Below are 23,781 nucleotides of genomic sequence, written 5' to 3' on the forward strand. Positions count from 1 at the left end.
CGGGCGCTCGGGCCGGGGCGGGCCCGAGCGCGCTCCGCGCCCCAAGCGCCAGATCCACCATCCAGCCGCCAGGAACGTTAAACTGCGCAGGCCGCCCTTGGCGGGTTCTGTGGAGACGCATTCTTGGAAGACCTCAACTCACTCTACTACTTCACCCAAGTGGTCGAGCACGGTGGCTTCGCCCCGGCGGGTCGGGCGCTGAACATGCCCAAGTCGAAACTCAGCCGACGCATTGCCGACCTCGAAGAGCGTCTGGGCGTGCGCTTGCTGCAGCGCACCAGCCGCCACTTCGCACTGACCGAGATCGGCCAGGCCTATTACAACCGTTGCCTTGCCATGCGCGTCGAAGCCGAGGGTGCCGCCGAGATCATCGAGCGCAACCGCAGCGAGCCCCGAGGGCTGGTGCGTATCAGTTGCCCGACCACCCTGCTCAACGCCTGGGTCGGGCCGATGTTGACGCGCTACATGCTCAAGTACCCGCAGGTGGAGCTGTTCATCGAAAGCACCAACCGGCGCGTCGATCTCTTGCATGAAGGCTTCGACATCGCCCTGCGTGTTCGTTTTCCGCCGCTGGAAAACACGGACATGGTGATGAAGGTGCTGAGCGACAGCACCCAGTGTCTGGTGGGCCATCCTCGCTACCTGGCGCAATTGCCAGACGATTTCGATCCTCAGTTGCTGGGCGCGCTGCCCAGCCTGCATTGGGGCAGCGCCCAGCGGGAGTATCACTGGGAGCTGTCCCAGGGCGGTGACAACAACCAGAGCATCGTCATACCGCACACGCCGCGCATGGTCACCGACGACCTGTTTGCCCTGCGCCATTTCGTGGTTGCGGGTATCGGCATTGCGCACTTGCCACGCGTGGCTGTGCGTGACGACCTGGCAGCGGGCCGCCTGGTGGAATTGCTGCCAGGCTGGTACCCGCGCAGTGGCATCGTGCATGCGATCTTTCCCTCACGACGCGGCTTGCTGCCCTCGGTGCGTGCATTGATCGATCACCTGGCGGACGAATTTGCGCTTTGCGACATGGCTTGAGGTTCGAACCGGTAAGGTTCATGGCGGGCGCCCGACATTGTCCCGCCGCTTCAGTTACAAGACAGTGAACGGCTGCGGGTAACCGGGTGCTTTGGCCCCCAACCTGTCTATCGGAATGTCGCCATGGGACGCTAAGCCGTTCAAAACCTTGCGCGTTGTATCTGAAATGCTGGGGCTGCTGCACAGCCCTCAGAATCGGGCCTAGAACGCAAAGCACGAGCAACCCAGCGCGCCCCAGAACCCCTGGAAGTCATTGACCGGCACGCTGGAATGCCGGGCCTTTTCATGGCTGTGGGCGTGGACACCGCACGGGCCCGAGCATTGGTGTGCCATGCCGACCAGCGAGGGGGTGCCCACGCGCCAGTGGCCAGGCACCTTGGCGACCGGTGACCACTCAGGCAACACCGGCACCTGGGGTGGCCCTAACGTGTCGAACTCGGCGGCGCCGTACACGACCTTGCCGTCCACCACGGTGAGCACCGACTCGATACCCTTGATCGCCTCTTCCTCCACCGAGAAGAAATCCAGCGACAGCGCCGCCAGGTCGGCGAGCTGACCGACCTTGATCTGCCCCTTCTTGCCCTGCTCACTGGAGAACCAGGCACTGCCCTGGGTGAACAGCTGCAAGGCCGTGTCCCGGCTCAGTCCTTCGGGATACAGCGCCATGCCGCCAACGGTCTTGCCGCTGACCAGCCAGTACAGCGAAGTCCACGGGTTGTAGCTGGACACGCGGGTCGCATCGGTACCCGCCCCTACTGGCACACCCATCTCCAGCATGCGCTTGATCGGCGGCGTCTGCTGCGCCGCTTGGGCGCCATAGCGGTCGACGAAATACTCGCCCTGGAAGGCCATGCGGTCCTGAATGGCAATGCCGCCACCCAAGGCGCGTACCCGCTCGATGTTGCGGGGCGTGATGGTTTCGGCATGGTCGAAGAACCACGGCAAGCCATTGAACGGTACGTCGCGGTTGACCTTCTCGAACACATCGAGCATGCGCGTGATCGACTCGTCATAGGTCGCATGCAGGCGGAACGGCCAGCGTTGCTCGACCAGGTGTCGCACCACCGGCTCCAGTTCCTGCTCCATGGTCTGCGGCAGGTCCGGGCGCGGTTCCAGGAAGTCTTCGAAGTCGGCAGCCGAGAACACCAGCATTTCGCCTGCACCGTTGTGACGCAGGAAATCGGTGCCGCTGTGCAACTTGACGCTGGCCGTCCATTTGCGGAAATCGTCCAGCTCTTCCTTGGGCTTCTGGGTGAACAAGTTGTAGGCGATGCGCACCGTCAGCTGACCGTTGTCGGCCAGCTCCTGGATCACCGAATAATCGTCCGGGAAATTCTGGTAGCCGCCACCGGCATCGATGGCACTGGTCAGCCCCAATCGATTCAGTTCGCGCATGAACTGGCGTGTCGAGTTGACCTGGTATTCGAGAGGCAGCTTGGGGCCTTTTGCCAGCGTGGCGTAGAGAATCATGGCATTTGGCCGCGCGATCAGCATGCCCGTCGGGTTGCCGAATTTGTCACGCTGGATTTCCCCCCCAGGTGGATTGGGCGTGGTCTTGTCATAGCCCACAGCCTTGAGCGCTGCACGATTGAGTAATGCCCGGTCGTACAGGTGCAGCAGGAACACCGGGGTATCAGGCGCAGCCTGGTTGATTTCCTCAAGGGTGGGCATGCGTTTTTCGGCGAACTGGAACTCGTTCCAGCCACCCACCACCCTGACCCATTGCGGGGTCGGCGTACGTGCGGCTTGGTCCTTGAGCATGCGCAGGGCATCGGCCACCGACGGAACCCCTTCCCAACGCAGCTCCAAGTTGTAGTTGAGGCCCCCGCGGATCAGGTGCAGGTGCGAGTCGTTGAGCCCGGGAATGACGGTGCGCTGGCGCAGGTCAACAAGCTGGGTGGCCGTTGCTTTGTGGGCCATGGCCTCGGCATCGCTGCCCACAGCGATGAAACGACCGTCCTTAATGGCTACGGCGGTGGCGTTGGGGTTCTCGCGGTCGACGGTGTGCAGCTTGCCGTTGAACAGAATCAGATCAGCGCCCATGGGGCCTCCTTGGAATGGGTAGCAAATTCATACGTCAGGCGCAGCGGCGTCGTTGCGACGCCGCCTCCCCGTCTGGCTCAACGCTGGAGAAACGCCAGCAGGTCTTCGTTCAGTTGTTGCGCATGGGTTACTGCAAACCCATGCGGCGCACCGGCATACACTTTCAGCTCGGCGCCGGCGATCAGCTGCGCCGCGCGCTTGCCGGTGGTCTCGAAGGGCACGACCTGGTCGGCATCGCCGTGAATCACCAAGGTCGGCACGTCGACCTGGGTCAGGTCCTGACGGAAATCGGTTTGCGAGAATGCCGTCACGCAGTCCAACGTCGCCTTGAGCGAGGCCAGCAGCGCGATGTTCAAGGTCTGCGTTTGTACGCCCGGGGACACCTGCTGGCCCTGGTTAAGCCCGTAAAACGGGGCAGCGAAGTCGGCGATGAACTGAGCGCGGTCGGCCCGCAACCCGGCCTCGATCCCTTCGAACACCGACAGATCCACCCCGTCCGGATTATCTGGGCGCTTGCCGAACACAGGCGTCACAGCTCCCAGCAGCACCAGACCGGCCACCCGCCCGGTACCGTGGCGACCGATATAGCGGCTGACATCACCGCCTCCCATCGAAAAGCCCACCAGGGTGACCTCATGCAGGTCCAGGTGCTCGATCAGTTGCGCGATGTCATCGGCGAAGGTGTCATAGTCGTAGCCGGTCCACGGCTGGCTCGACCGACCAAAGCCACGGCGGTCGAAGGCGATGGCCCGGTAGCCGCGGCTGGCCAGGTACTCCATCTGCGTGTCCCACATGTCGGCATCCAGCGGCCAGCCATGGCTGAACAGCACCGGCTTGCCAGTACCCCAGTCCTTGAAATAGATCGAGGTGCCATCACGCGTTTGGAACGTGCTCATATCGGTATCTCCTAGCGGTATGTGGAAAAGGGCTTGTTCAGCCGCGCAGCCATTGGGCGCAACGGCGGGTGACCCAGGGCATGATGTAGAACACCACAGGCAGGATGACGAACAGGTTACCGATCAGGGTGCCTCTGACCGGCCCAGCGAGCTGTGGAAAACGTTCGAAGAGCGGAACCAGCAGGTGCGGGACCAGGAACGTCATCGGGCAGATCACCAGGTACGTCAGCACTGCCTGTTTCCAACGCGGCGGTGGTACGGCGCCGGTGCCGGGTGGGGTGAACCAGAATTCCGGGTCCTCATGGACCTGAGGGCTGTCGCCACCGTCGAGCAGCGGCAGCACGTCCCGGATCATCGCCTGGCGTTCTGCCGAATTGACCCACGCCTGCAACAAGTCGGTATTGGCGAACCGGACCACGGTGGTGAAGTGTAGACCGCCCTGGTCGGGTCGAATGACATTGACGTCCAGGTGCCCCGCCTGGCGGCGGGCGGTGCCTACCGCGTGCTTGAGCCACACTTCGTAGTCGTTCAGTGACGCGGCGCGGACCTTGTGCTGGATCACCAGGGTAACCACATTGCGGTTGTCTTGGGCGGCGGTGTTCATCTGCATTCCTTGGGCTGAGCCTGCCCGCATCCGCTGGGCAACAGGGGACGGGCTGAACGTTATCGAGGTGTGCGGCCCTGCGGGCACCGGCCGGGGTGCCCGCGGCGGTGGGGTTACTTGCTGGCGTTGAAGGCGTTGTAGCTGGTCATCAGGTTGCGGTAGTCAGGGATATGGTTGGAGCACAGCGCGGCCAAGCCCTCGACGTCGTTGCGCCAGTCGCGGTGCAGTTCGCAGGCTACGCCGAACCAGGTCATCAGCTGGGCGCCAGCACGGCTCATGCGGTCGTGGGCGGCATCGCGGGTCATGGCATTGAAAGTGCCGGACGCGTCGGTCACCACGAACACCTCGAACGCCTCTTCCAGGGCGGCCAGGGCCGGGAAGGCCACGCACACTTCGGTGACCACACCTGCGATGATCAGTTGCTTCTTGCCAGTGGCCTTCACCGCCTTGACGAAGTCTTCGTTGTCCCAGGCGTTGATCTGGCCAGGACGTGCGATGTAAGGCGCGTCCGGGAACAGGGCCTTGAGCTCTGGCATCAGTGGGCCGTTGGGGCCTTGCTCGAAGCTGGTGGTCAGGATGGTCGGCAGGTTGAAGAACTTGGCCAGGTCCGCCAGGGCCAGCACATTGTTCTTGAAGGTGTCGGGCTCGATATCGCGCACCAGCGACAGCAGCCCAGCCTGGTGATCGACCAGCAGAACGGCAGCGTCGTCTTTGTTCAGGCGGTTGTATTTGAATTGAGTCATGGCGGTTGCTCCAGTAGTCGTGATTTGCAGTAGGTGGGGTGTTTCGCGTTGATGGGAGAAGATTAAAACCATCCAGTTTTAGGCGGTAGATAGTGATTTTTGGCTTTAGCGTTCTATTTTGTGAACGATGGTTCAGCGCCATTAACTGCAGCGCCGTGCCCATTGCCTCCTGCATGAACCTGCTCTATTACTACCCGCAGCCCATCCCTGCCCCGAGACCACCATGCTGGCGTTCATCCAGTCGTCCCCACTGCTGCTCGGTACCACCCTGTTGCTGCTTGACCTGATCGTCTGGCACCTGATTCCGGCCCAGCGCCATGCCTGGCGAATAGCCACGCGGCTGACCCTGTTCCTGCTTTTCAGCCTGGTGCTGGTGGCTGCGGGTATGAGCCCGCTGCAGCCCGCGCCTTGGGTCGACGACGTTGCCCGCAACTTGCTGGCCACCGTGCTTGCCATCGCCTGGTGGCTGTTTGGCGCGCGCACCGTCACGGTGGTTTTCGGCCTGTTGTTGGTGGCGCGCGGCAGCCACGGTGGACGCTTGCTGCAGGATGTGCTCGGCGCATTGATCTTCATCGCTGCCGTGGTGGCGGCGGCCGGCTATGTACTGCAATTGCCCGTCAAGGGGCTGCTGGCCACATCGGGGGTGATGGCCATCGTCATCGGCCTGGCCTTGCAGAGCACCCTGGCGGACGTGTTCAGCGGCATCGTGCTCAACACCACGCGGCCCTATCAGATTGGTGACGCCATTTCCATCGATGGCACGGAGGGCAAGGTGCTGGACATCGACTGGCGCGCTACCCGCCTGCTCACCAGCAGCGGCAGCCTGGCGGTCATCCCGAACTCCGTGGCTGCCAAGGCCCGCTTACTCAACCATAGCCGTCCGGCTGATGTGCATGGGGTGTCGATCAGCGTGGTCGTGCCTGCCAGCGTGCGCCCTGGCAAGGTGTTCGATGCGCTGGAAAAGGCGCTGCGCGGTACCCGTGCGATCCTTTCCACACCCGCCCCCAAGGTAGCCGTGAAAACCTCGACGCTCGATTCGGTGGAATACGAAGCCAGCGGTTTCATCGCCGACATGAGTGGCAAGAACGCTACGCGCAACCAGTTGTTCGACCTGGCCCACCGGCACCTGGAAGCGAACGGGGTGCTCTGGAACCAGGACCTGACGATGCCGCCGCGCAGTCGTCAACGGGAGGTGCTGGACGAGGTACGGGTGTTCCGCGCCCTGAGTGATGAAGAGCGTGACACACTGAGCCAGCACATGACCGCCGTCGAGTACCTGGCTGATACGACGATTCTGGAGGTGGGCAAGCAGTCCGAGCACGTGCTGATCATAGGGCGAGGTGTCGTATCGGCGGCGGTGCTGGAGGATGGCAAGCGCCTGGAGGCCGGACGCATGGGCCCAGGTGAAGTACTGGGCATCGACGGGCTCGTTGATGAAGACGACTCGCCGGTGGAGTTCAGAACCTTGACCAGTTGCCTGCTGTATCGCATCGACAAGCAACGGGTCAAAGCGTATCTGCAGCAACATGGCGATGTGCAGACCGCCTTGAGCAAACTGCAACGCGTCCGGCGTCAGGGTCGCGAATCGCTACTCTTGCACAAGCCTGTTTCCATCAGGAAAGGCGGTTTCCTGAGCTGGCTGCACAAATGACGCGTCACCTGCCGGTGTGGGGCGTTGCCTCACAGCACCACGCGCAGGCACTGGCCGGCGTGATACAGCGAGAATCCGGACTCATAGAACGCCGTGCGCAGTGAGGTCGCGCTCACGCCTTTCATGGTCGAGAACGGTATCGGCAGGCTGGCTGCTTCCCCTTTTGACAGAAACTCGGCGAACGCCCGGCCAATGACGGTGCCGGTGGTATTACCACGCCCGTTGTAGCCGGTGACCGCCACCAACCCAGGGGCGGGTTCGAACAGACGCATCAGGTGGTCGGGCGTAAAGTCGATGCAGCCGGTCCAGTGCATGTCCCATTCGACCTTGCCAAGCGCAGGATAGTAGTGACGCTGGATACGGTCGGCCCAACTGCGCACGAACCACGCGGGCTTGTTGTCGACCCGGCCCAGGCTGCCGAGCAGCAAACGGCCCTGGTCATCGCGGCGAATACTGCTGAGCACGGTGCGGGTATCCCAGGAGCCTTGGCCGTGAGGGAGTATCTTGTCGGCCTGCGCGCCCTGCAATGGCTTGGAGGCAACCTGGTAGTAGTAGCCCTTGAAGAACTGCTTTTGCAGGTTGCTCCAGTCCCCTTCGGTGTAGGCGCCCGTGGAGATCACCACCTTCTCGGCGCGAACCGAACCGCGTGCGGTCTGCACACGCCAGCCGTCACCCTCGCGCGTCAGGCCCTGAACTGCGGACTGTTGGAACAGCTTGCCGCCCAGGCGCACCACGGCAGCTGCCAGGCCCTGGGTGTAGCCCATCGGGTTGATGGTGCCGGCACGGCGGTCGAGCAAGGCGGCGGCGATCTTGTCGGTACCGCAATATTCCTGGCACTGTGCGCCGGTCAGCAGCTCGACATCGGCACCGCGCCGTCGCCACTGCTCGTGGCGGGCCTGCAGGTCGGCGATGCCGGTGGCGTTATGTGCCATGTGCAGGGTGCCCTGGTGCCGTGCCTGACAGTCGATGCCCAGGCGTTCGATCATGGCGAACACATCGGCCGGGGCCTGACCCAGCACCGTGTTCAACCGGCTGCCTTGCTTCTGGCCCAGGGTGGCTTCAACGTCGTCCGGGCGAATCCAGGTACCGGCATTGACCAGCCCGACGTTGCGGCCAGAGCCGCCGTGGCCCACCTTCCAGGCCTCCAGCACGATCACCGACTTACCCTGCTCGAGCAGGTGAATGGCCGCTGACAACCCGGTAATGCCGCCGCCGATCACGCAGACATCGGCGTGGTGTTCCCCCGCCAGGGCCTGGACGGTCACGCTTGGCACGGTGACGCATTCCCACAAGCATTCTTGACGCAATTCGGACATGGCCCGGCTCCCGCAATTTATTCTTGTTCGAGACCGCCGTGCGGCCTTTCGCAGCCAAGCCCGCGTCCCCAGGCATCGAGGCATACGCACCGATCCTGATGGAGGCGGGCTTGGTCGCCCACCAAGGGCCGTGCCCCTGGTTCTACACAATCACGCTAGTCAGTCGAACACGATGCCCTGCGCCAGTGGCAACTCACGGGAGTAGTTCACGGTATTGGTCTGACGGCGCATGTAGCCTTTCCAGGCATCGGAACCGGACTCACGGCCACCACCGGTCTCCTTCTCACCCCCGAACGCCCCGCCGATTTCAGCACCGCTGGTACCAATGTTGACGTTGGCGATACCGCAATCACTGCCAGCCGCGCTCTGGAAACGCTCAGCCTCGCGCAGGTCGGTGGTGAAGATGCAGGACGACAAGCCCTGGGGGACCTCGTTGTTCAGGCGCAAGGCTTCGTCAAAGTCATCGTAGGCCAGCACATAGAGAATCGGCGCGAACGTTTCATGGCGCACCACCTCGCTTTGCCCAGGCATTTCGGCAATGGCAGGCGATACGTAATAGGCATTGGGATAATGGTCGGCCAACTGGCGCTCACCCCCGAACACTTGGCCGCCTTCGTCGCGAGCCTTGGCCAGGGCGCCTTGCATGGCATCGAACGAGGCCTTGTCGATCAGGGGCCCAACCAGGTTGTCCTTGCGCGGGTCGCCAATGCGCACCTTGCCGTAGGCGGCTTTGACCCGAGCCAGTACTTCATCCTTGATCGAACGGTGCACGATGAGGCGGCGCAGCGTGGTACAGCGCTGCCCGGCAGTGCCGACTGCCGAGAAGAGAATGCCCCGCACGGCCAGGTCCAGGTCGGCGCTAGGTGCCAGGATCATTGCATTGTTGCCGCCAAGTTCCAGGATGCTGCGGCCAAAGCGTGCCGCTACACGCGGCCCGACTTCACGGCCCATGCGCGTGCTGCCGGTGGCACTCACCAGGGCCACGCGGGGGTCATCGACCAGGGCTTCGCCTGCTTCACGGCCGCCGATGACCAGCTGCGCAAGACCTGCCGGCGCATCACCGAAGGCTTTCAACGCCTTGTCGAACAACGCCTGGCACGCCAGGGCGGTCAATGGCGTTTTCTCGGAGGGCTTCCACACCACCGAATTGCCGGCCACCAGAGCCAGGGCGGTGTTCCAGGACCAGACCGCCACCGGGAAGTTGAACGCGCTGATCACACCGACCACACCCAGCGGGTGCCAGCTTTCGCGCATGTGGTGGCCAGGGCGCTCGGAAGCGATGGTCAGGCCGTACAACTGACGTGACAGCCCCACTGCAAAGTCGCAGATGTCGATCATTTCCTGCACTTCGCCCAGGCCTTCCTGGGTGATCTTGCCTGCTTCGATCGAAACCAGTTCACCCAGGTCTGCCTTGTGCTCGCGCAACACTTCGCCGAACAGGCGCACCAGCTCACCCCGACGTGGGGCAGGCACGCTGCGCCACGCCTCGAATGCCTGCTGGGCCTGCTCGATACGCGCGATGGTCTCGGCTTGACCGAGCAGCGTCACCGAAGCGATCTGGCTGCCGTCGATTGGCGTGTGTACAGCGTAATCGCCTTGGGTGTAAGCCTGGGCAGCAACGCCCAGGCGCTCGAGCAATCCAGCAACCATTGGTGTTCTCCTACATGGGTAGACAGGTTGGATATGATGTGGATCAGTATTAATCCGATCAGTTAAGCGCAACAAACGACCTTTATTCCGCATATCATTCCGTCAGGTAATGATTCGAGCCCGTGAGAACGCTATGTCAAAACGTCTGGTGCCGTCCATGACCGCCCTGCAGTGCTTTGAAGCTGCAGCCCGCCACTTGAGCTTCACCCGAGCCGCCGAAGAGCTGCATTTGACCCAAAGTGCGGTCAGCAAGCAGGTGGCGCAGCTCGAAGACCTGTTGCGTCACCACCTTTTCCTGCGCATTCGCCGACGTTTACAGCTCACGCCAGCCGGCAGCCTCTATCTGGCCGAGGTGAACAAGATCCTCACGCAGGTCGATATGTCCAGCCGCTACGTGCTGACGTACGGGGAGCAGACCGAGATCCTGAAGGTCGCGACGCAGCCAAGCTTCGGCGTGCGCTGGCTGATCCCCCACCTCAAGGGCTTCGGCCGGCGGCACAGCAACATTCACTTGGACATCCGCAACGAAATGGAGCCCTTTTCACTGTTGCAGGGCTCGGCTGACGTCGTGTTCTTTTACGGCCAGGGCACCTGGCCGGGGGCCAGCTGCATCGAGCTGTTTGGTGAAGAAGTCGTGCCGGTGTGCTCGCCAGAGCTGCTGGCAGGCCGTGACCTGCCGAGTGCCGAGGCATTGACCGACCTGGTGTTGCTGCAAAGCACTTCACGGCCAGAAGCCTGGCACGAATGGTTCCTGGAGCAGGGCCTGCAAAGCGTCAGCGCGTACCACGGCCCGCGCTTCGACACGTTCTACATGGCCCTGAGCGCTGCCCAGGCCGGTTGCGGGGTGGCGCTGGTGCCGCGTTACCTGGTGGCGAAGGAGCTGGCCGAGGGCAGCCTGGTCGTGCCCTGGAATCATGCAATGCGCAGTGCCGGCGCGCACTACCTGGCGTATGCCGAACATGCCGCGGAAGTGCCCAAGGTGCGGGCGCTGGTGGATTGGATCGGTGAGCAATTACAGGCATGAGACCTCGGCAGGGGGAGCACCCTACGTCCGCCTATGTCGATCAAAAAAGGAATGACTCGCTTACTTTTTTTCGCTTGTGGCCCGAGTGCATTCCCCGCTTTCATGTAAGGGTCAGCCATTAACCAGGAATCCAGCGATGCCCGCCCATGATTTCGTCAGCCCCGACAGCATCCGTGCGCAGTTTTCTGCCGCCATGTCGCTCATGTACAAACAGGAAGTGCCGTTGTACGGCACGCTGCTGGCGCTGGTGAGCGAAATCAACCAGCAGGTGATGGCCGAGCAACCAGAAGTGGCGCAGGCGCTGCGCTGGACAGGGGAACTCGAGCGGCTGGGCCATGAGCGCCATGGTGCTATCCGCGTGGGTACGGCCCAGGAGCTGGCGACCATCGCGCGACTTTTTGCGGTCATGGGCATGCAGCCAGTGGGCTACTACGACCTCAGCAGTGCTGGGGTCCCGGTGCACTCCACCGCGTTCCGTGCCGTGCATGAGCAGTCGCTGCACGTCAGCCCGTTCCGTGTCTTCACCTCGCTGTTGCGCTTGGAGCTGATCGACAACCTGCAGTTGCGGGAAATGGCCAAGGATATCCTGGCCAAACGCCAGATCTTCACCCCTCGCGTACTCCATCTGATCGAGCAGCGCGAACGCGATGGCGGCTTGAATACCGCAGATGCCCAGACTTTCGTACAGGAAGCCCTGCACACCTTCCGCTGGCACCGCGACGCTACCGTCACCGCCGAGCAGTACCAGCAGCTGCACGACCAGCACCGCCTGCTTGCCGATGTTGTCGCGTTCAAGGGCCCGCACATCAATCACCTCACTCCGCGCACCCTGGATATTGATGCCATCCAGCTCGGCATGCCGGCCAAGGGCATCACGCCCAAGGCCGTGGTCGAAGGCCCCCCTCCCCGCCGCCACCCCATTCTACTGCGCCAGACCAGCTTCAAGGCCTTGCAGGAAAAGGTCGTGTTCTGCGGTCAGCACGGTAGCGAAGGCAGCCACACCGCGCGCTTTGGGGAAATCGAGCAACGTGGCGCGGCGCTGACGCCGAAGGGGCGCCAGCTCTATGACAAGCTGCTCGACAGGACTCGCCTTGCATTGGGTGGTGCACCCGCCGAAGCCAATGCCGCACAGTACATGGCGATGCTCACAGACGCCTTCGCCGCCTTCCCGGACGACCTGGTGCAGATGCGTGAGCAAGGCCTGGCGTATTTTCGCTACTTCGCGACCGAGAAAGGCTTGGCCGCGCGCGGTGAACAAGGCAGGCCAACTACCCTGCAGGGGCTAATCGACGCAGACCACGTGCATTTCGAGGCACTGGTGTACGAAGATTTCTTGCCGGTAAGCGCCGCAGGGATCTTCCAGTCCAACCTGGGCGACGATGCCCGGGCCGAGTACGGCAGCAACGCCAACCGCGCGGCCTTCGAAGCGGCGCTGGGGCTGCAGGTGCAGGATGAACTGGCGCTCTATGCGCAAAGCGAGCGCCGCTCGCTGCAGGCGTGCGCGCAGGCACTGAACCTGGTATCGCTGTAAAGCGACACGTTGAAGGGGCACTTGGGTGCCCCACCGTGTCAGCGGAACCGGTCCACTTCCTGACGCAACTGCGCTGCCACCCCTTCCAGCTCCCGCGCTGTTAATGCCAGCTCGTTGGCCACCTCGCGCTGCTCACCGTTGGCCTGGGCGATGCTCTGCAAATTGCGGCTCAGCACGGTCGCTGTGCTGCTCTGCTCCTGGGTCGCCATACTGATCACGGCAAACTGCTCACCCGCCGCACGGCTTTGTTCGTCGATGCGGGCAAGTGCCTGCGCGACCTTGCCATTGCGCTCCAGGCCGTCCTGCATCAGCTGGTTACTCTGCTCCAGCGTGGTGATGGCATGCCCGGTCTGCTGCTGGATGCTGGTGATCATGCCGGATATCTCATCGGTGGCCTGTCGGGTTCGCGCTGCCAGCCCACGCACCTCGTCAGCCACCACTGCAAAGCCACGCCCCTGCTCACCGGCACGGGCCGCTTCGATGGCAGCATTCAAAGCCAACAGATTGGTCTGCTCAGCGATGGCGGTGATGACACTTATGATGCTGCCGATCTCTTGCGAACGTGCACCCAGGCTGTTCACGACCGTGGCTGTGTCACCCAGGGCATCGGCAATCTGCTTGAGCGAGTGCGATGCTTCTTCCATGGCGCCGCGACCCACGCGGGTCTGCTGCGCATTGTCGCGGGCCATGCGCTCGGTACCAGCCATGTTGTCGGCGATGTTCATGGACGTGGCGCTGAATTCTTCCACCGCGCCCGCCATGCTGGTGATTTCGCCCGATTGCTGGTCCATGCCCACACAGGCGCCAGACGACAAGCCTGACAGCGAGCGGGCGCGGGTACTGACCTGTTCGGAGGCACTGCGGATGTGCTCGACCATGTTCGAGAGGGCTTCACCCATCGTGTTGAAGCTGCGCGCCAACTGTCCGATTTCATCGTGGCTGGTCACGTTCAGCCGTGCGTTCAGGTCACCCGCTCCGAGCGCTTGTGCTTGCCGTACCAGATCATCCAGCGGGCGCAGCTTACGCCTGAGCAACCAGAGCGTGGCAGCCACGGCCATGAGCATGGCCAGCACGCTGCCGACGGCAAGGCGCAGCCCCACGCTCCAGGTTACCTCGCGGATCTCCGCCAGGGGCATGCTCGCAACCACCGTCCAGGGCCCTTCGACAAAGGGCGCCGTCGCGCTGTACAGCGGCTGCTCGGCATTGGCCGGCGGCACCAGCCACTGGCCCTTTTCATCCTGCAGTGCCAATGAACCGGTTTGGCCAATGCGCAAGCGTTTGAGGTTGGCGAACTGGGCGTTCTGCGCATCGGTGTAATCGAAACCCACGAACAGCACCGCAATCACCCGGCCATTACCGTCGGTCATCGGCACGTAGCGCGTCATGTAGTTGCGGTCTAACAACACGGCACGGCCAACGTACATCTGCCCGGCCAGTAACTTGGCGTAAGCAGGGTGCTGACGGTCGAGCTGGGTACCGATGGCGCGGCTGCCGTCCTGTTTCTTCAGGTTGGTGCTGATGCGCACGAAATCGTCACCACTGCGCACGAACACCGTGGCGATACCGGCAGTCATCTGTTGGAAATCGTCCACTTGCTGGAAGTCGTTGTTCAATAGCTGATCGCCCAGGTACAGGGCCGGGGTTGCCTGCCCTGCGACCTGCACGGTCTGCCCTGCATGCAGCGACAGCCCTGAGGCGAAGCGTCGCTCGAACAAGCCGCTCAAGCGCTGGGTATTGTCCTTGAGCGAGCCGTGGAACGTGTCAAGCTGGTCGGCCAGCAAGCGCGCCTCACTGGCCAGGTGGGCCTGGCGCGTAGCGAGGTTGGCATCGTCCAGTGAACGCAGGGCAAAAAGGGTACTGCCGGAAATCACCAGCGCCAGCACGATGGCGAGGGCGATACCGAGTTGCGAGGCAATCCGGGCACGCGGTTGAGGCATGGGCAAGCTCCTGGCAAGAGGCCGGGATCATCCTGATCGCGCTGACCGCCCGCTTTTATTTGACGGGAAGCGCGCCCTCTTCCGGGACGCTGGTGCCATTTGATCGGCGTCGGCGCTGAATACTTGAGTGCCGGACCGGGATATAGCGCTCGCAGTCAAAGGGCTGGCAGGATCACCACCTCGGGTAGCGCCATGGCATTCACCTCGGCTTGCAGGAAGGCACTGAGGCGGCGCAGGCGCTCGCCGCCCGGCCGGGTCCGCGGCCATACCAGGTAGTAGTCCATACCGCTGGGGACTGCTGTCGGCCATGGCAGGCTCATGCGCCCCTGCGCCACATCTTCGGCCACCATCATCAGGTCACCAATTGAAACACCGTAGCCTCGGGCCGCTGCAATCATGCCCAGTTCCAACGTGTCGAACACCTGCCCGCCCTTGAGCGAAACCCTGCTACTCAGGCCCAGGCGCTCCAGCCATACCCGCCAGTCACGCTTGTCCATTGTAGGGTGCAGCAGTTCGCTACTCGCAAGGCGCGCCGCGGTCCAGGGCCCGTCATCCAACAGCCCTGGTGCACCCACCGGCACCAGCAGTTCGGGGAACAGCTTGCGTACCTCCCACTCCGCCGGGAACACCCCATCGCCCAGCAGCACCGCGCAATCGAAAGGTTCCTGGTTGAAGTCCACATGGTCGACGTCCATCCAGGCACTGGTCAGTTGCACTTCATTGCCAGGTTGCAGCCGACGGAAGCGGCTCAGCCGGGCCAGCAACCAACGCATGGTCAGGGTGGACGGCGCCTTCATGCGCAGCATCTCGTCTTCACCGCGCAACGTGTCACAAGCACGCTCAAGCGCGGCAAAGCCTTCGCGCACACCCGGTAGCAGTACCCGTGCAGCTTCGGTCAGTTGCAGGCTGCGGCCACTGCGCACGAACAGTCGGCAGGCAAAGTGATCCTCCAGCGTGCGAATGTGCCGGCTGACCGCGCTTTGGGTAATGGACAACGCTTCGCCAGCACGGGTGAATGAGTTCAACCTCGCCGTAGCTTCGAATGCACGCAGCGCATACAAGGGCGGTAACTTGCGGGTCATGAGGTTCCTTGTTCGGCGGAGATACGGCGACCTGCGCATAATATCGCCATGATTAAAACTCATGCCAATGATCGCATTTATCCTTTTGTTAAAAGCTGACCCAAGCTTCAGAATCGCCCTTCGTCAGCCACCGTCTTCGCCAAGGATCACATCCATGCACGTCGCACCTACCCACGAGCTCAAGGCATTACTGCGTTTGGCAGGCCCGCTGATCGCCTCGCAGGTGGCGCACATGCTCATGGTACTGACCGACACCCTGATGATGGCACGCATCAGCCCGCAGGCCTTGGCCGGTGGCGGGTTGGGCGCGGCGGGCTATTCGTTCGTGTCCATCTTCTGCCTGGGCGTCATCGCGGCGGTCGGCACCCTGGTAGCCTTCCGCCGAGGCGCCAATGACATCGAGGGCGCCACACGGCTGGCGCAAAGCGGCCTGTGGCTGGCCTGGGGCCTGGCCTTGTTCGCGGCGCTGGTGCTGTGGAACCTCGAACCTGTGCTGCTGCTTTTCGGGCAGCAGCCTGACAACGTCGCCTCGGCGGCCGAGTTTCTCACCCTGCTGCCGCTGGCGTTGCCGGGCTACCTGACCTTCATGGCCTTGCGTGGCTTCACTAGCGCCCTGGGCCGCTCTACGCCGGTGATGGTCATCAGCCTGGTAGGCACCGTACTCAACTACTTGCTGAACGTTGCGCTGATCGAAGGCATGTTCGGCCTGCCCAAGCTTGGTCTGATGGGCATCGGCCTGGTCACTGCGGTGGTCTCGATGGGCATGGCCATTGCCCTGGCGCTGTACATCCGCTGGCACCCGGCTTATGCCGCCTACCCGCTGCGCAAGGGCCTGTCGCGGCCATCGCTGCCAGCGTTGGGCGAGCTGTGGCGGCTGGGCCTGCCGATCGGCGGCACCTACATGGTGGAAGTAGGGCTGTTCGCTTTTGCGGCGCTGTGCATGGGCGTACTGGGCAGTACCGAGTTGGGCGCGCACCAAATCGCCCTGCAGATCGTGTCGACCGCCTTCATGGTGCCCACTGGCCTGTCCTATGCCGTGACCATGCGCGTAGGCCATTACTACGGTGCGGGCAACTTGCTCGCCGCGCGCAGCGCTGGCCGGGTGGGGATCGGCTTCGGGGCCATGCTGATGTTCGCCTTCGCTGCGCTGTTCTGGTTGCTGCCAGACGCATTGGTAGGGCTGTTTATCGACAGGGCCGACCCGGCATTTGCCGCCATCTTCCAGCTGGCGGTCCAGCTGCTGATGGTAGCCGCCTGGTTCGAGCTGTTCGATGGCGTGCAGACCATCGCCATGGGCTCTATTCGTGGACTGAAAGACGCCAAGACTACGTTCCTGATCGGGCTGGTGTGCTACTGGCTCATCGGGGCACCCAGCGCCTGGTTGTTCACTTTCGTCTTTGGCGGGGGCGCGCTGGGCGTCTGGTGGGGGCTGGCCTTGGGGCTGGCGTGCGCCTCGGTGGCGCTGACCTTCGGCTTCGAATGGCGGATGCGGCGGCTGTTGCGCCACGCCGGAACACGCGCCGCAACGGCCACATCTGCCTGATTTCAACCCATTGAGGTGGCGCATTGGCCAGAGGGGCGGACAGCTAGCCTGCAACCCCCACTTGGCGGTGTGACGACTGCAGCAGGAACGGGATCAGCGCGTCTACCGGCAGGGGCTTGCTGACCAGGAAACCCTGTACCTGGTTGCAGCCAAACCCGCGCAGCAAGGCCAATTGCGCTTCGCTTTCGACGCCCTCGGCCACCACTTCGAGGTTGAGGTTGTGGGCCAGGTTGATCATGGCATGCACCAGCTTGCGGTTCTCTTCGCGCATATCCATCTTCGCAACGAAACTGCGGTCCACCTTGAGCAAGGTGATCGGCAGGCTGTTGAGGTGCACGAACGAAGAGAACCCTGTGCCAAAGTCGTCCAGCGAGAAGCGCACGCCCAGGCGGCCCAGTGCATCCATGGTCTGACGCACCCGCTCATTGCGCCGCATCACGGCCGTTTCGGTCAGCTCGAATTCCAGCCAGTGGGCATCGACACCGTACTCGGCGATCAGCCGGCTCAAGGTTGCCAGCAACTGGCTGTCCTGAAACTGCCGGAAACTGAGATTGACCGCCATGTGCAACGGCGCAAGCCCCTGTGTGTTCAGGGCCTGCATGTCGCGCAGGGCACGGGCGATGACCCAGTAACCCAGCGGCACGATCAGCCCGCTTTGCTCGGCCAATGGCACGAACTCACTGGGCGGCAGCAAGCCCCGTTCGGCGTGGCGCCAGCGCACCAGCGCTTCGAGACCGACGATCCGCCCATCAGCCAGGTTCAAGCGCGGCTGATAGTGAAGCTCCAGCTCGTCACGGCGCAAGGCCCGGCGCAGCTCGCTTTCGAGATCGGCCAGGCTGCGTGCGTGGCGATTGATGCGCTCGTTGAAGACATGGAAGGTACAGCCCTGGGTGGCCTTGGCCTGACGCATGGCGATGTGCGCATGCCACATCAGCGGGTCGGCGCCACTCTGCGCACGCGCGTGGGCCAGGCCTAGGCTGCAGCCGAGCAGCAGGCTTTCGCCATCGACCCAGTAGGGCTCGGCCAATGCCTCGACGATGCGCTCGGCCATCCACTCGGCACGCCCTGGGTCGCGGCGGGTGTCGATCAGCAAGGCGAACTCGTCACTGCCCAGGCGTGCCAGCTGGTCGCCTGCTTCGAGTTGATGCTTCAGACGTAGTACAACCTGCAGAATAAGGCGATCCCCACTCTGGTGCCCCAGGGCGTCATTGACATGGCGAAAGTTGTCCAGGTCCAGATGCCCTAGGGCGACGCCGCGCCCGTCATGGTCGGCCAGGCGCGTGGCCAGCAAGGCCTGGAAGCCCTGGCGGTTGGCGATGCCGGTCAAAGGGTCTTGCTCGGCCAAGCGTTGCAGGGTGGCTACCAGTACACCTCGCTCGCGCACGTGGCGCAGGCAGCGACGCAGGCTGTCGACATTGACTTGGTCGCTCACTAGCCAGTCGCTGACGCCGCTGGGCGCCGCCTCTGGCTCGCTGTGCAACAGCAGGATGGTCGGCAGTTCACAACGACCGGGTGCTGGCTGCAACGCTGGCGTGGTCAGCACCACGGCCTGCCGGTCGCGGCTGAACAGACTGTCGACGGCATCCCAGTCGGGTGCCGTGAGCAGTACGGCCGCGCCCTTCAAGGCAGGCATGCACGCGTGCAGCAAGGCCGCCCACTCGGGCTCACTGGCCAACAGCAGCAAACGCATAGGTTCGACAGGCGCGGACAAGACGGCTCCTTAAGGCTCGACGATGCAACGTAGACCGATGAACAGACCGGCGCATCTAATGGAAATGATTTTCACTTGTGAGCGCGCCTTTTAACAGCCTGGTCCGACGTATTTTGTCGTGCATCCTGCGCGAAAGCAGACAGACCAGCAAATACGATTTTTTCAGGCGCAAGCATTAGCGGCGCTAATGATCGTTTCGAAAGTCTGACTCGAACGTCAGACGGTCACGCCATGAACACGCATGCCTGTTAGAATGCGCGGCTATTTTCTGGCGACCCCCGGTTTCTAGCATGTCCCGACTCAATCCCCGGCAGCAGGAAGCCCGTGACTATGTCGGCGGCCCTCTTTTGGTGCTCGCCGGTGCAGGTTCGGGCAAGACCAGCGTCATTACGCGCAAAATTGCCCACCTCATCCAGAACTGCGGTATTCGCGCCCAGTACATCGTGGCCATGACCTTCACCAACAAGGCCGCCCGCGAGATGAAGGAGCGGGTTGCCAGCCTGCTGCGTCCGGGCGAAGGCCGAGGGCTGACGGTCTGCACGTTCCACAACCTGGGCCTGAACATCATCCGCAAGGAGCACGAACGCCTGGGCTACAAGCCTGGTTTTTCGATCTTCGACGAGTCGGATATCAAAGCCCTACTGTCGGACATCATGCAGAAGGAGTACTCCGGCGACGACGGCATCGACGAAATCAAGAACATGATCGGTGCCTGGAAGAACGACCTGATCCTGCCTCCCGAGGCCCTGGAGAAAGCACGCAACCCGCGCGAGCAGACCGCTGCGGTCGTTTACACCCACTATCAGCGCACGCTCAAGGCGTTCAACGCCGTGGACTTCGACGACCTGATCCTGCAACCGGTCAAGTTGTTCCAGGAACACCCCGAGGTGCTCGAGCGCTGGCAGAATCGCGTGCGTTATCTGTTGGTAGACGAATACCAGGACACCAACGCCAGCCAGTACCTGCTGGTGAAGATGCTGATCGGCATGCGCAACCAGTTCACCGTGGTGGGCGACGACGACCAGTCGATCTACGCCTGGCGCGGCGCGCGCCCCGAGAACCTGATGCTGCTCAAGGAGGACTATCCCTCACTGAAAGTGGTCATGCTGGAGCAGAACTACCGCTCCACCAGCCGCATCCTGCGCTGCGCCAACGTGCTGATCGCCAACAACCCGCACGCGTTCGAGAAACAGCTGTGGAGCGAGATGGGCGTGGGCGACGAGATCCGGGTGATACGTTGCAAGAACGAGGATGCCGAGGCCGAGCGCGTAGCGATGGAAATCCTCACGCTGCACCTGCGCACCAACCGTCCCTACAGCGATTTCGCCATCCTGTACCGTGGCAACTACCAGGCCAAGCTGATTGAGCTGAAGTTGCAGCACCACCAGGTGCCTTACCGTCTTTCCGGCGGCAATAGCTTCTTTGGCCGTCAGGAAGTCAAGGACCTCATGGCCTACCTGCGCCTGCTGGTGAACCCTGACGACGACAACGCCTACCTACGTGTCATCAACGTGCCGCGCCGGGAAATCGGCTCGACCACCTTGGAAAAGCTCGGCAACTATGCCACCGGCCGGGGCATTTCGATGTATGCCGCCAGTGAGGAACTGGGCCTGGGCGAGCACCTGGATGCGCGCTACACCGAGCGCTTGCAGCGCTTCAAGCACTGGCTGGACGGTGTGCGCCACAAGGTGGCGCTGGACGACCCCATAGCCGCCCTGCATGAAATGATCCGCGACATCGACTACGAAAACTGGATCCGCCAGCAGACCGCCAGCGACAAGGCCGCGGAGTTTCGCATCAGCAATGTCTGGTTCCTGGTCGAAGCGCTGAAGAACACCCTCGAGAAGGACGAAGAGGGTGACATGACCATTGAGGACGCCATCGGCAAGTTGGTGCTGCGCGACATGCTCGAGCGCCAGCAGGAAGAGGAAGAAAACGCCGACGGTGTGCAGATGATGACCCTGCACGCGTCCAAGGGCCTGGAATTTCCCTACGTGTTCATCATGGGCATGGAGGAGGAGATCCTGCCTCACCGCTCCAGCATCGAGGCCGACACCATCGAGGAAGAGCGCCGCCTGGCTTATGTGGGTATTACCCGCGCACGCCAGACGCTGGCGTTCACGTTCGCCGCCAAACGCAAGCAATACGGGGAAATCATCGACTGCACGCCCAGTCGCTTCCTCGACGAACTGCCCCCCGAAGACCTGTCCTGGGAAGGGCTGGACGATGCACCGGTCGAGGTCAAGGCCGCACGCGGCAACAATGCCCTGGCCGACATCCGGGCGATGCTCAAACGCTGATCAACCATTACTCTTAAACACTGCCGCTGTTTGCGGCCATTTCTGTTCCGAGGAATACCATAGTGGAAGCACTGCATCAGAAGATTCGCGAAGAAGGCATCGTGCTTTCCGACCAGGTTCTCAAAGTCGATGCGTTTCTCAACCATCAGATCGACCCGGCGCTGATGCAGCTGATCGGTGACGAGTTCGCCCGCTTGTTCGCCGATGCCGGCGTGACCAAGATCGTCACCATCGAGGCGTCGGGCATCGCGCCTGCGGTGATGACCGGGTTGAAGCTGGGCGTGCCGGTGATCTTCGCGCGCAAGCACCAGTCGCTGACCCTCACCGAAAACCTGCTGACGGCTTCTGTGTATTCGTTCACCAAGCAGACCGAGAACACCGTGGCCATTTCGCCGCGCCACCTGAGCAGCAGCGATCGGGTGCTGGTGATGGATGACTTCCTGGCCAACGGCAAGGCGTCCCAGGCGCTGATATCGATCATCAAGCAGGCCGGGGCGACCGTGGTAGGCCTGGGGATCGTGATCGAGAAATCGTTCCAGGGCGGGCGCGCTGAGCTGGATCGCCAAGGCTATCGCGTGGAGTCGCTGGCGCGAGTGAAATCGCTGGAAGGCGGTGTGGTCAGCTTCATCGAGTGATGCGGCACCGGCTCGCTCGCATCCGGGCACAGGGGGCTGCGTGGCAGCCCCCTGCCGGTTTCAAGTCGCCGCCAGGCCCGCCAACAGCAACCGTTGGTACAGCGCTTCTTTTAGCCCCTGAGGCTGGTCAAGTTGCATCCGTGCCAGATGCCGCTCATACCCTTGCGGCTCTGGCGCCTCCAGCGTGGCCTTGCCCAGTTCGAGCGCCTCGCTGAGCTTGAACTTGCTTTTCAACCAGTTCAGTGCCCGTAGCAAGTCCTGCTCTTCAACCGTGAAATCAGTCCCCATGGGGTATTCCGGGAACAGCTGTGGGTGCTGTGCCTGGACCGCGGCCAGGCGCTGCGGCGTGTTATCGGCAAAACGCCTGTCGAGCTGAAAATCTTCCGCCAATTTGCCAGCGTTTTTGGCCTGCACGATCAGGCTCTGCTGGAACCGGGCGTCACACACCGCAAGCAATCGCGCAATGACCTCGCTGTCGGTCTGCCCCCTGAGGTCGGCGATGCCATATTCGGTCACCACGATATCGCGCAGGTGGCGGGGAATGGTGCAATGGCCGTAGTTCCAGAAGATGTTCGACGACACCTCGCCGCCCGCTTCGCGCCAACTGCGCAGCAGCAGTATCGAGCGGCCACCTTCCAGCGCGTGCCCTTGGGCGACGAAGTTGTACTGCCCACCTACCCCGCTCAACACTCGCCCGTCTTCGAGCTGATCGGCCACACCCGCACCGAGCAGGGTCATGCCGAACACCGTATTGATAAAGCGTGCGTCTTGTCGCTGGCGACGCTTGAGCTGTTCGTCACCGTAGAGCTCGTTGACGAAATTGATCCCGGTCATGGCAAACCGTGCGCGCTGCTCAAGGGTCATGTCGCGCAAGCGCTGGTAGAACGCTTGCGGGCCGAGGAAGAACCCCCCGTGCAGGATCACTCCCCGGTCATCCACAGCACGCCGCAGCACGCCCGCCTCGGCCAGCGCCAACAGCCCGTTGACGAACATCTCGCTACAGCCATACAGCCCCTGTTCGAAGGGCGCGAGCCCCCCTTCCCGCTCGATCAGTGCCTGCGTGGTGCCCGCGCCAAGGCCGTCGAGCGCTGCACGGTAGGCAACGTTATCGCTCTGGCGGGCGAGCAGCGCGGCGGCAACCGCGTCGCCCATGGCACCAATCCCGATCTGCAGGGTGCCGCCGTCGCGCACCAGGCTGCTGGCATGCAGGCCGATGCAGTGGTCCTGTATGGTGACCGGCATGTTGGGCGTTGAAAACAGTTGGCGCTGCTCGGCTTCGTCCAGCAACAGGTCGAACGCATCCATTGGCAGTTCGGCATCACCGGGCATGTAGGGCAGCTGCGCATGCACCTGACCCAGCATGAGGATGGTCTCGCCGGCGGCACGGCGGCGTTCGACCATGGGTAACAGGTCCAGGGTGATGTCCGGGTTGCAGGCCAGGCTCAGATGGACAGGCCGCTCCGGCGTAGCCGCCACCAGCTGGGCGATGAGGTTCAGACCCTTGGCATTGATGTCTCGCGCGGCATGGCTGTAGTTGCTGCTGACGTAATCCTGTTGAGCCGACTCACTGGCAAGCAGGCTGCCGGGCTGCATGAAGAATTGTTCTACGCGAATGTTCGGCGGCAGGCTGTCATTGCGCAGGTCGGCCAGATAGTGAAGCTCTTCGTAGTCGCCGAACACGCGCTCGACGAAGGGCTCGAGCAAGCGTTGCTGCAAGCCATCACCCAGCGCTGGTCGCCCCAGGGAGAGGGCTGTATAGATGGTCAGACGGCGTTCGGGCAACTCACGGATGCGGGCATAAAGTGCGTTGACGAACGCATTGGGTTTGCCCAGGCCCAGCGGCAGGCCCATGTGGATATGGGTTGGCAGGCGGGACAGGACCTGTTCGACGGCCTGGTCGATGGAACTGAGGTGCATCGAGGCCTCCTGGTTCGTGCTTGGGTTCAGGAGGTTCGACAGGCAGGTGGAATGGTTGGTTGCCTGGGCGGGAAGCGGAAGGCGCAGACAATTGGACAAGCACTGGCAGCCACTCGACAATTCGGTGGCCTTCAGGCTCAGCGAAGGTATAAGCGTACGCGGT

The 23,781-nt window shown here is 62.8% G+C and carries 17 protein-coding genes and 1 pseudogene; 7 read left to right on the forward strand and 11 right to left on the reverse strand.

Features of this window, described 5'->3' with window-relative positions:
- Positions 1-123 precede the first annotated feature (123 nt).
- Positions 124-1,035, forward strand: coding sequence for a LysR substrate-binding domain-containing protein (locus tag ACF8GB_RS11825; protein ID WP_058602801.1), 912 nt, complete (start codon positions 124-126; stop codon positions 1,033-1,035).
- A 201-nt stretch (positions 1,036-1,236) separates the two neighbouring features.
- Here ACF8GB_RS11825 and ACF8GB_RS11830 read toward each other — a convergent pair whose 3' ends face one another.
- From ACF8GB_RS11830 to ycaC, 4 genes are all read right to left on the reverse strand, one after another.
- Complete coding sequence (locus ACF8GB_RS11830) at positions 1,237-3,078, reverse strand: amidohydrolase (protein WP_058602800.1); 1,842 nt, start codon at positions 3,076-3,078, stop codon at positions 1,237-1,239.
- A gap of 77 nt (positions 3,079-3,155) precedes the next feature.
- Positions 3,156-3,974, reverse strand: a complete 819-nt coding sequence (locus tag ACF8GB_RS11835; RefSeq protein WP_392527065.1) for an alpha/beta fold hydrolase — start codon at positions 3,972-3,974, stop codon at positions 3,156-3,158.
- 37 nt (positions 3,975-4,011) lie between these two features.
- Positions 4,012-4,578, reverse strand: a complete 567-nt coding sequence (locus ACF8GB_RS11840) for an antibiotic biosynthesis monooxygenase (protein ID WP_326383343.1) — start codon at positions 4,576-4,578, stop codon at positions 4,012-4,014.
- 113 nt (positions 4,579-4,691) lie between these two features.
- A complete protein-coding gene (ycaC, locus tag ACF8GB_RS11845; protein WP_392527066.1) occupies positions 4,692-5,321 on the reverse strand; it encodes an isochorismate family cysteine hydrolase YcaC in 630 nt (209 codons plus the stop codon).
- A gap of 223 nt (positions 5,322-5,544) precedes the next feature.
- Between ycaC and ACF8GB_RS11850 the strand changes: the two genes are divergently transcribed.
- Complete coding sequence (locus tag ACF8GB_RS11850) at positions 5,545-6,972, forward strand: mechanosensitive ion channel domain-containing protein (protein ID WP_392527067.1); 1,428 nt, start codon at positions 5,545-5,547, stop codon at positions 6,970-6,972.
- Positions 6,973-7,001: 29 nt separating this feature from the next.
- On the opposite strand, the gene ACF8GB_RS11855 is transcribed toward ACF8GB_RS11850, so the two are convergent.
- Together ACF8GB_RS11855 and ACF8GB_RS11860 are read right to left on the reverse strand one after the other, a co-directional pair.
- Entirely contained in the window at positions 7,002-8,288 is a 1,287-nt protein-coding gene (locus tag ACF8GB_RS11855; protein WP_058602796.1) for an FAD-binding oxidoreductase, read from the reverse strand.
- Between the two features lie 159 nt (positions 8,289-8,447).
- A complete protein-coding gene (locus ACF8GB_RS11860; RefSeq protein ID WP_392527068.1) occupies positions 8,448-9,938 on the reverse strand; it encodes an aldehyde dehydrogenase family protein in 1,491 nt (496 codons plus the stop codon).
- 133 nt (positions 9,939-10,071) lie between these two features.
- On the opposite strand from ACF8GB_RS11860, the gene ACF8GB_RS11865 reads away from it, so the two are divergent.
- A complete protein-coding gene (locus tag ACF8GB_RS11865; RefSeq protein WP_058602794.1) occupies positions 10,072-10,962 on the forward strand; it encodes a LysR family transcriptional regulator in 891 nt (296 codons plus the stop codon).
- Positions 10,963-11,098: 136 nt separating this feature from the next.
- Positions 11,099-12,493: a VOC family protein gene (locus ACF8GB_RS11870; RefSeq protein ID WP_392527070.1), complete on the forward strand. Its 1,395-nt coding sequence runs from the start codon at positions 11,099-11,101 to the stop codon at positions 12,491-12,493.
- Positions 12,494-12,531: 38 nt separating this feature from the next.
- Here the strand turns inward: ACF8GB_RS11870 and ACF8GB_RS11875 are convergent, their stop codons facing one another.
- The 3 genes and pseudogenes from ACF8GB_RS11875 to ACF8GB_RS11885 form a co-directional block, all read right to left on the reverse strand.
- A complete protein-coding gene (locus ACF8GB_RS11875) occupies positions 12,532-13,392 on the reverse strand; it encodes a methyl-accepting chemotaxis protein (protein WP_392527076.1) in 861 nt (286 codons plus the stop codon).
- A pseudogene (locus tag ACF8GB_RS11880) lies at positions 13,387-14,430 on the reverse strand (Cache 3/Cache 2 fusion domain-containing protein); the annotation flags it as partial. The gene ACF8GB_RS11875 and the pseudogene ACF8GB_RS11880, both read right to left, overlap by 6 nt.
- Positions 14,431-14,585: 155 nt before the next feature.
- Positions 14,586-15,512: a LysR substrate-binding domain-containing protein gene (locus ACF8GB_RS11885; RefSeq protein ID WP_058602791.1), complete on the reverse strand. Its 927-nt coding sequence runs from the start codon at positions 15,510-15,512 to the stop codon at positions 14,586-14,588.
- 154 nt (positions 15,513-15,666) lie between these two features.
- On the opposite strand from ACF8GB_RS11885, the gene ACF8GB_RS11890 reads away from it, so the two are divergent.
- Positions 15,667-17,055 carry a NorM family multidrug efflux MATE transporter gene (locus ACF8GB_RS11890; protein WP_326383346.1) on the forward strand — a complete coding sequence of 463 codons (1,389 nt, stop codon included), beginning with the start codon at positions 15,667-15,669 and terminating at the stop codon, positions 17,053-17,055.
- Positions 17,056-17,098: 43 nt separating this feature from the next.
- Here the strand turns inward: ACF8GB_RS11890 and ACF8GB_RS11895 are convergent, their stop codons facing one another.
- Positions 17,099-18,766 carry a bifunctional diguanylate cyclase/phosphodiesterase gene (locus tag ACF8GB_RS11895; protein WP_058638847.1) on the reverse strand — a complete coding sequence of 556 codons (1,668 nt, stop codon included), beginning with the start codon at positions 18,764-18,766 and terminating at the stop codon, positions 17,099-17,101.
- A 290-nt stretch (positions 18,767-19,056) separates the two neighbouring features.
- Between ACF8GB_RS11895 and rep the strand changes: the two genes are divergently transcribed.
- Together rep and xpt are read left to right on the forward strand one after the other, a co-directional pair.
- Complete coding sequence (gene rep, locus ACF8GB_RS11900; RefSeq protein ID WP_058638846.1) at positions 19,057-21,066, forward strand: DNA helicase Rep; 2,010 nt, start codon at positions 19,057-19,059, stop codon at positions 21,064-21,066.
- A gap of 62 nt (positions 21,067-21,128) precedes the next feature.
- Positions 21,129-21,701 carry a xanthine phosphoribosyltransferase gene (gene xpt / locus ACF8GB_RS11905; RefSeq protein ID WP_023532789.1) on the forward strand — a complete coding sequence of 191 codons (573 nt, stop codon included), beginning with the start codon at positions 21,129-21,131 and terminating at the stop codon, positions 21,699-21,701.
- A gap of 60 nt (positions 21,702-21,761) precedes the next feature.
- Here the strand turns inward: xpt and ACF8GB_RS11910 are convergent, their stop codons facing one another.
- Positions 21,762-23,618 (reverse strand): acetyl-CoA hydrolase/transferase family protein, encoded by a 1,857-nt coding sequence (locus ACF8GB_RS11910; RefSeq protein WP_196126277.1) that lies wholly within the window; start codon positions 23,616-23,618, stop codon positions 21,762-21,764.
- Positions 23,619-23,781 lie beyond the last annotated feature (163 nt).

This window comes from Pseudomonas sp. xss_4, from assembly GCF_043104125.1.
In the GTDB taxonomy this organism is placed as follows: Bacteria; Pseudomonadota; Gammaproteobacteria; order Pseudomonadales; family Pseudomonadaceae; genus Aquipseudomonas; species Aquipseudomonas parafulva_B.

Coding starts and splice junctions, on each gene's coding strand:
- rep (WP_058638846.1), top strand. CDS start 19,057: ATGTCCCGACTCAATCCCCGGCAGCAGGAAGCCCGTGACTATGTCGGC.
- ACF8GB_RS11890 (WP_326383346.1), top strand. CDS start 15,667: ATGCACGTCGCACCTACCCACGAGCTCAAGGCATTACTGCGTTTGGCA.
- ACF8GB_RS11830 (WP_058602800.1), bottom strand. CDS start 3,078: ATGGGCGCTGATCTGATTCTGTTCAACGGCAAGCTGCACACCGTCGAC.
- ACF8GB_RS11840 (WP_326383343.1), bottom strand. CDS start 4,578: ATGAACACCGCCGCCCAAGACAACCGCAATGTGGTTACCCTGGTGATC.
- ACF8GB_RS11885 (WP_058602791.1), bottom strand. CDS start 15,512: ATGACCCGCAAGTTACCGCCCTTGTATGCGCTGCGTGCATTCGAAGCT.
- ACF8GB_RS11910 (WP_196126277.1), bottom strand. CDS start 23,618: ATGCACCTCAGTTCCATCGACCAGGCCGTCGAACAGGTCCTGTCCCGC.
- ACF8GB_RS11870 (WP_392527070.1), top strand. CDS start 11,099: ATGCCCGCCCATGATTTCGTCAGCCCCGACAGCATCCGTGCGCAGTTT.
- ACF8GB_RS11855 (WP_058602796.1), bottom strand. CDS start 8,288: ATGTCCGAATTGCGTCAAGAATGCTTGTGGGAATGCGTCACCGTGCCA.
- ycaC (WP_392527066.1), bottom strand. CDS start 5,321: ATGACTCAATTCAAATACAACCGCCTGAACAAAGACGACGCTGCCGTT.
- ACF8GB_RS11865 (WP_058602794.1), top strand. CDS start 10,072: ATGTCAAAACGTCTGGTGCCGTCCATGACCGCCCTGCAGTGCTTTGAA.
- ACF8GB_RS11850 (WP_392527067.1), top strand. CDS start 5,545: ATGCTGGCGTTCATCCAGTCGTCCCCACTGCTGCTCGGTACCACCCTG.
- ACF8GB_RS11860 (WP_392527068.1), bottom strand. CDS start 9,938: ATGGTTGCTGGATTGCTCGAGCGCCTGGGCGTTGCTGCCCAGGCTTAC.
- ACF8GB_RS11875 (WP_392527076.1), bottom strand. CDS start 13,392: ATGGGTGAAGCCCTCTCGAACATGGTCGAGCACATCCGCAGTGCCTCC.
- ACF8GB_RS11835 (WP_392527065.1), bottom strand. CDS start 3,974: ATGAGCACGTTCCAAACGCGTGATGGCACCTCGATCTATTTCAAGGAC.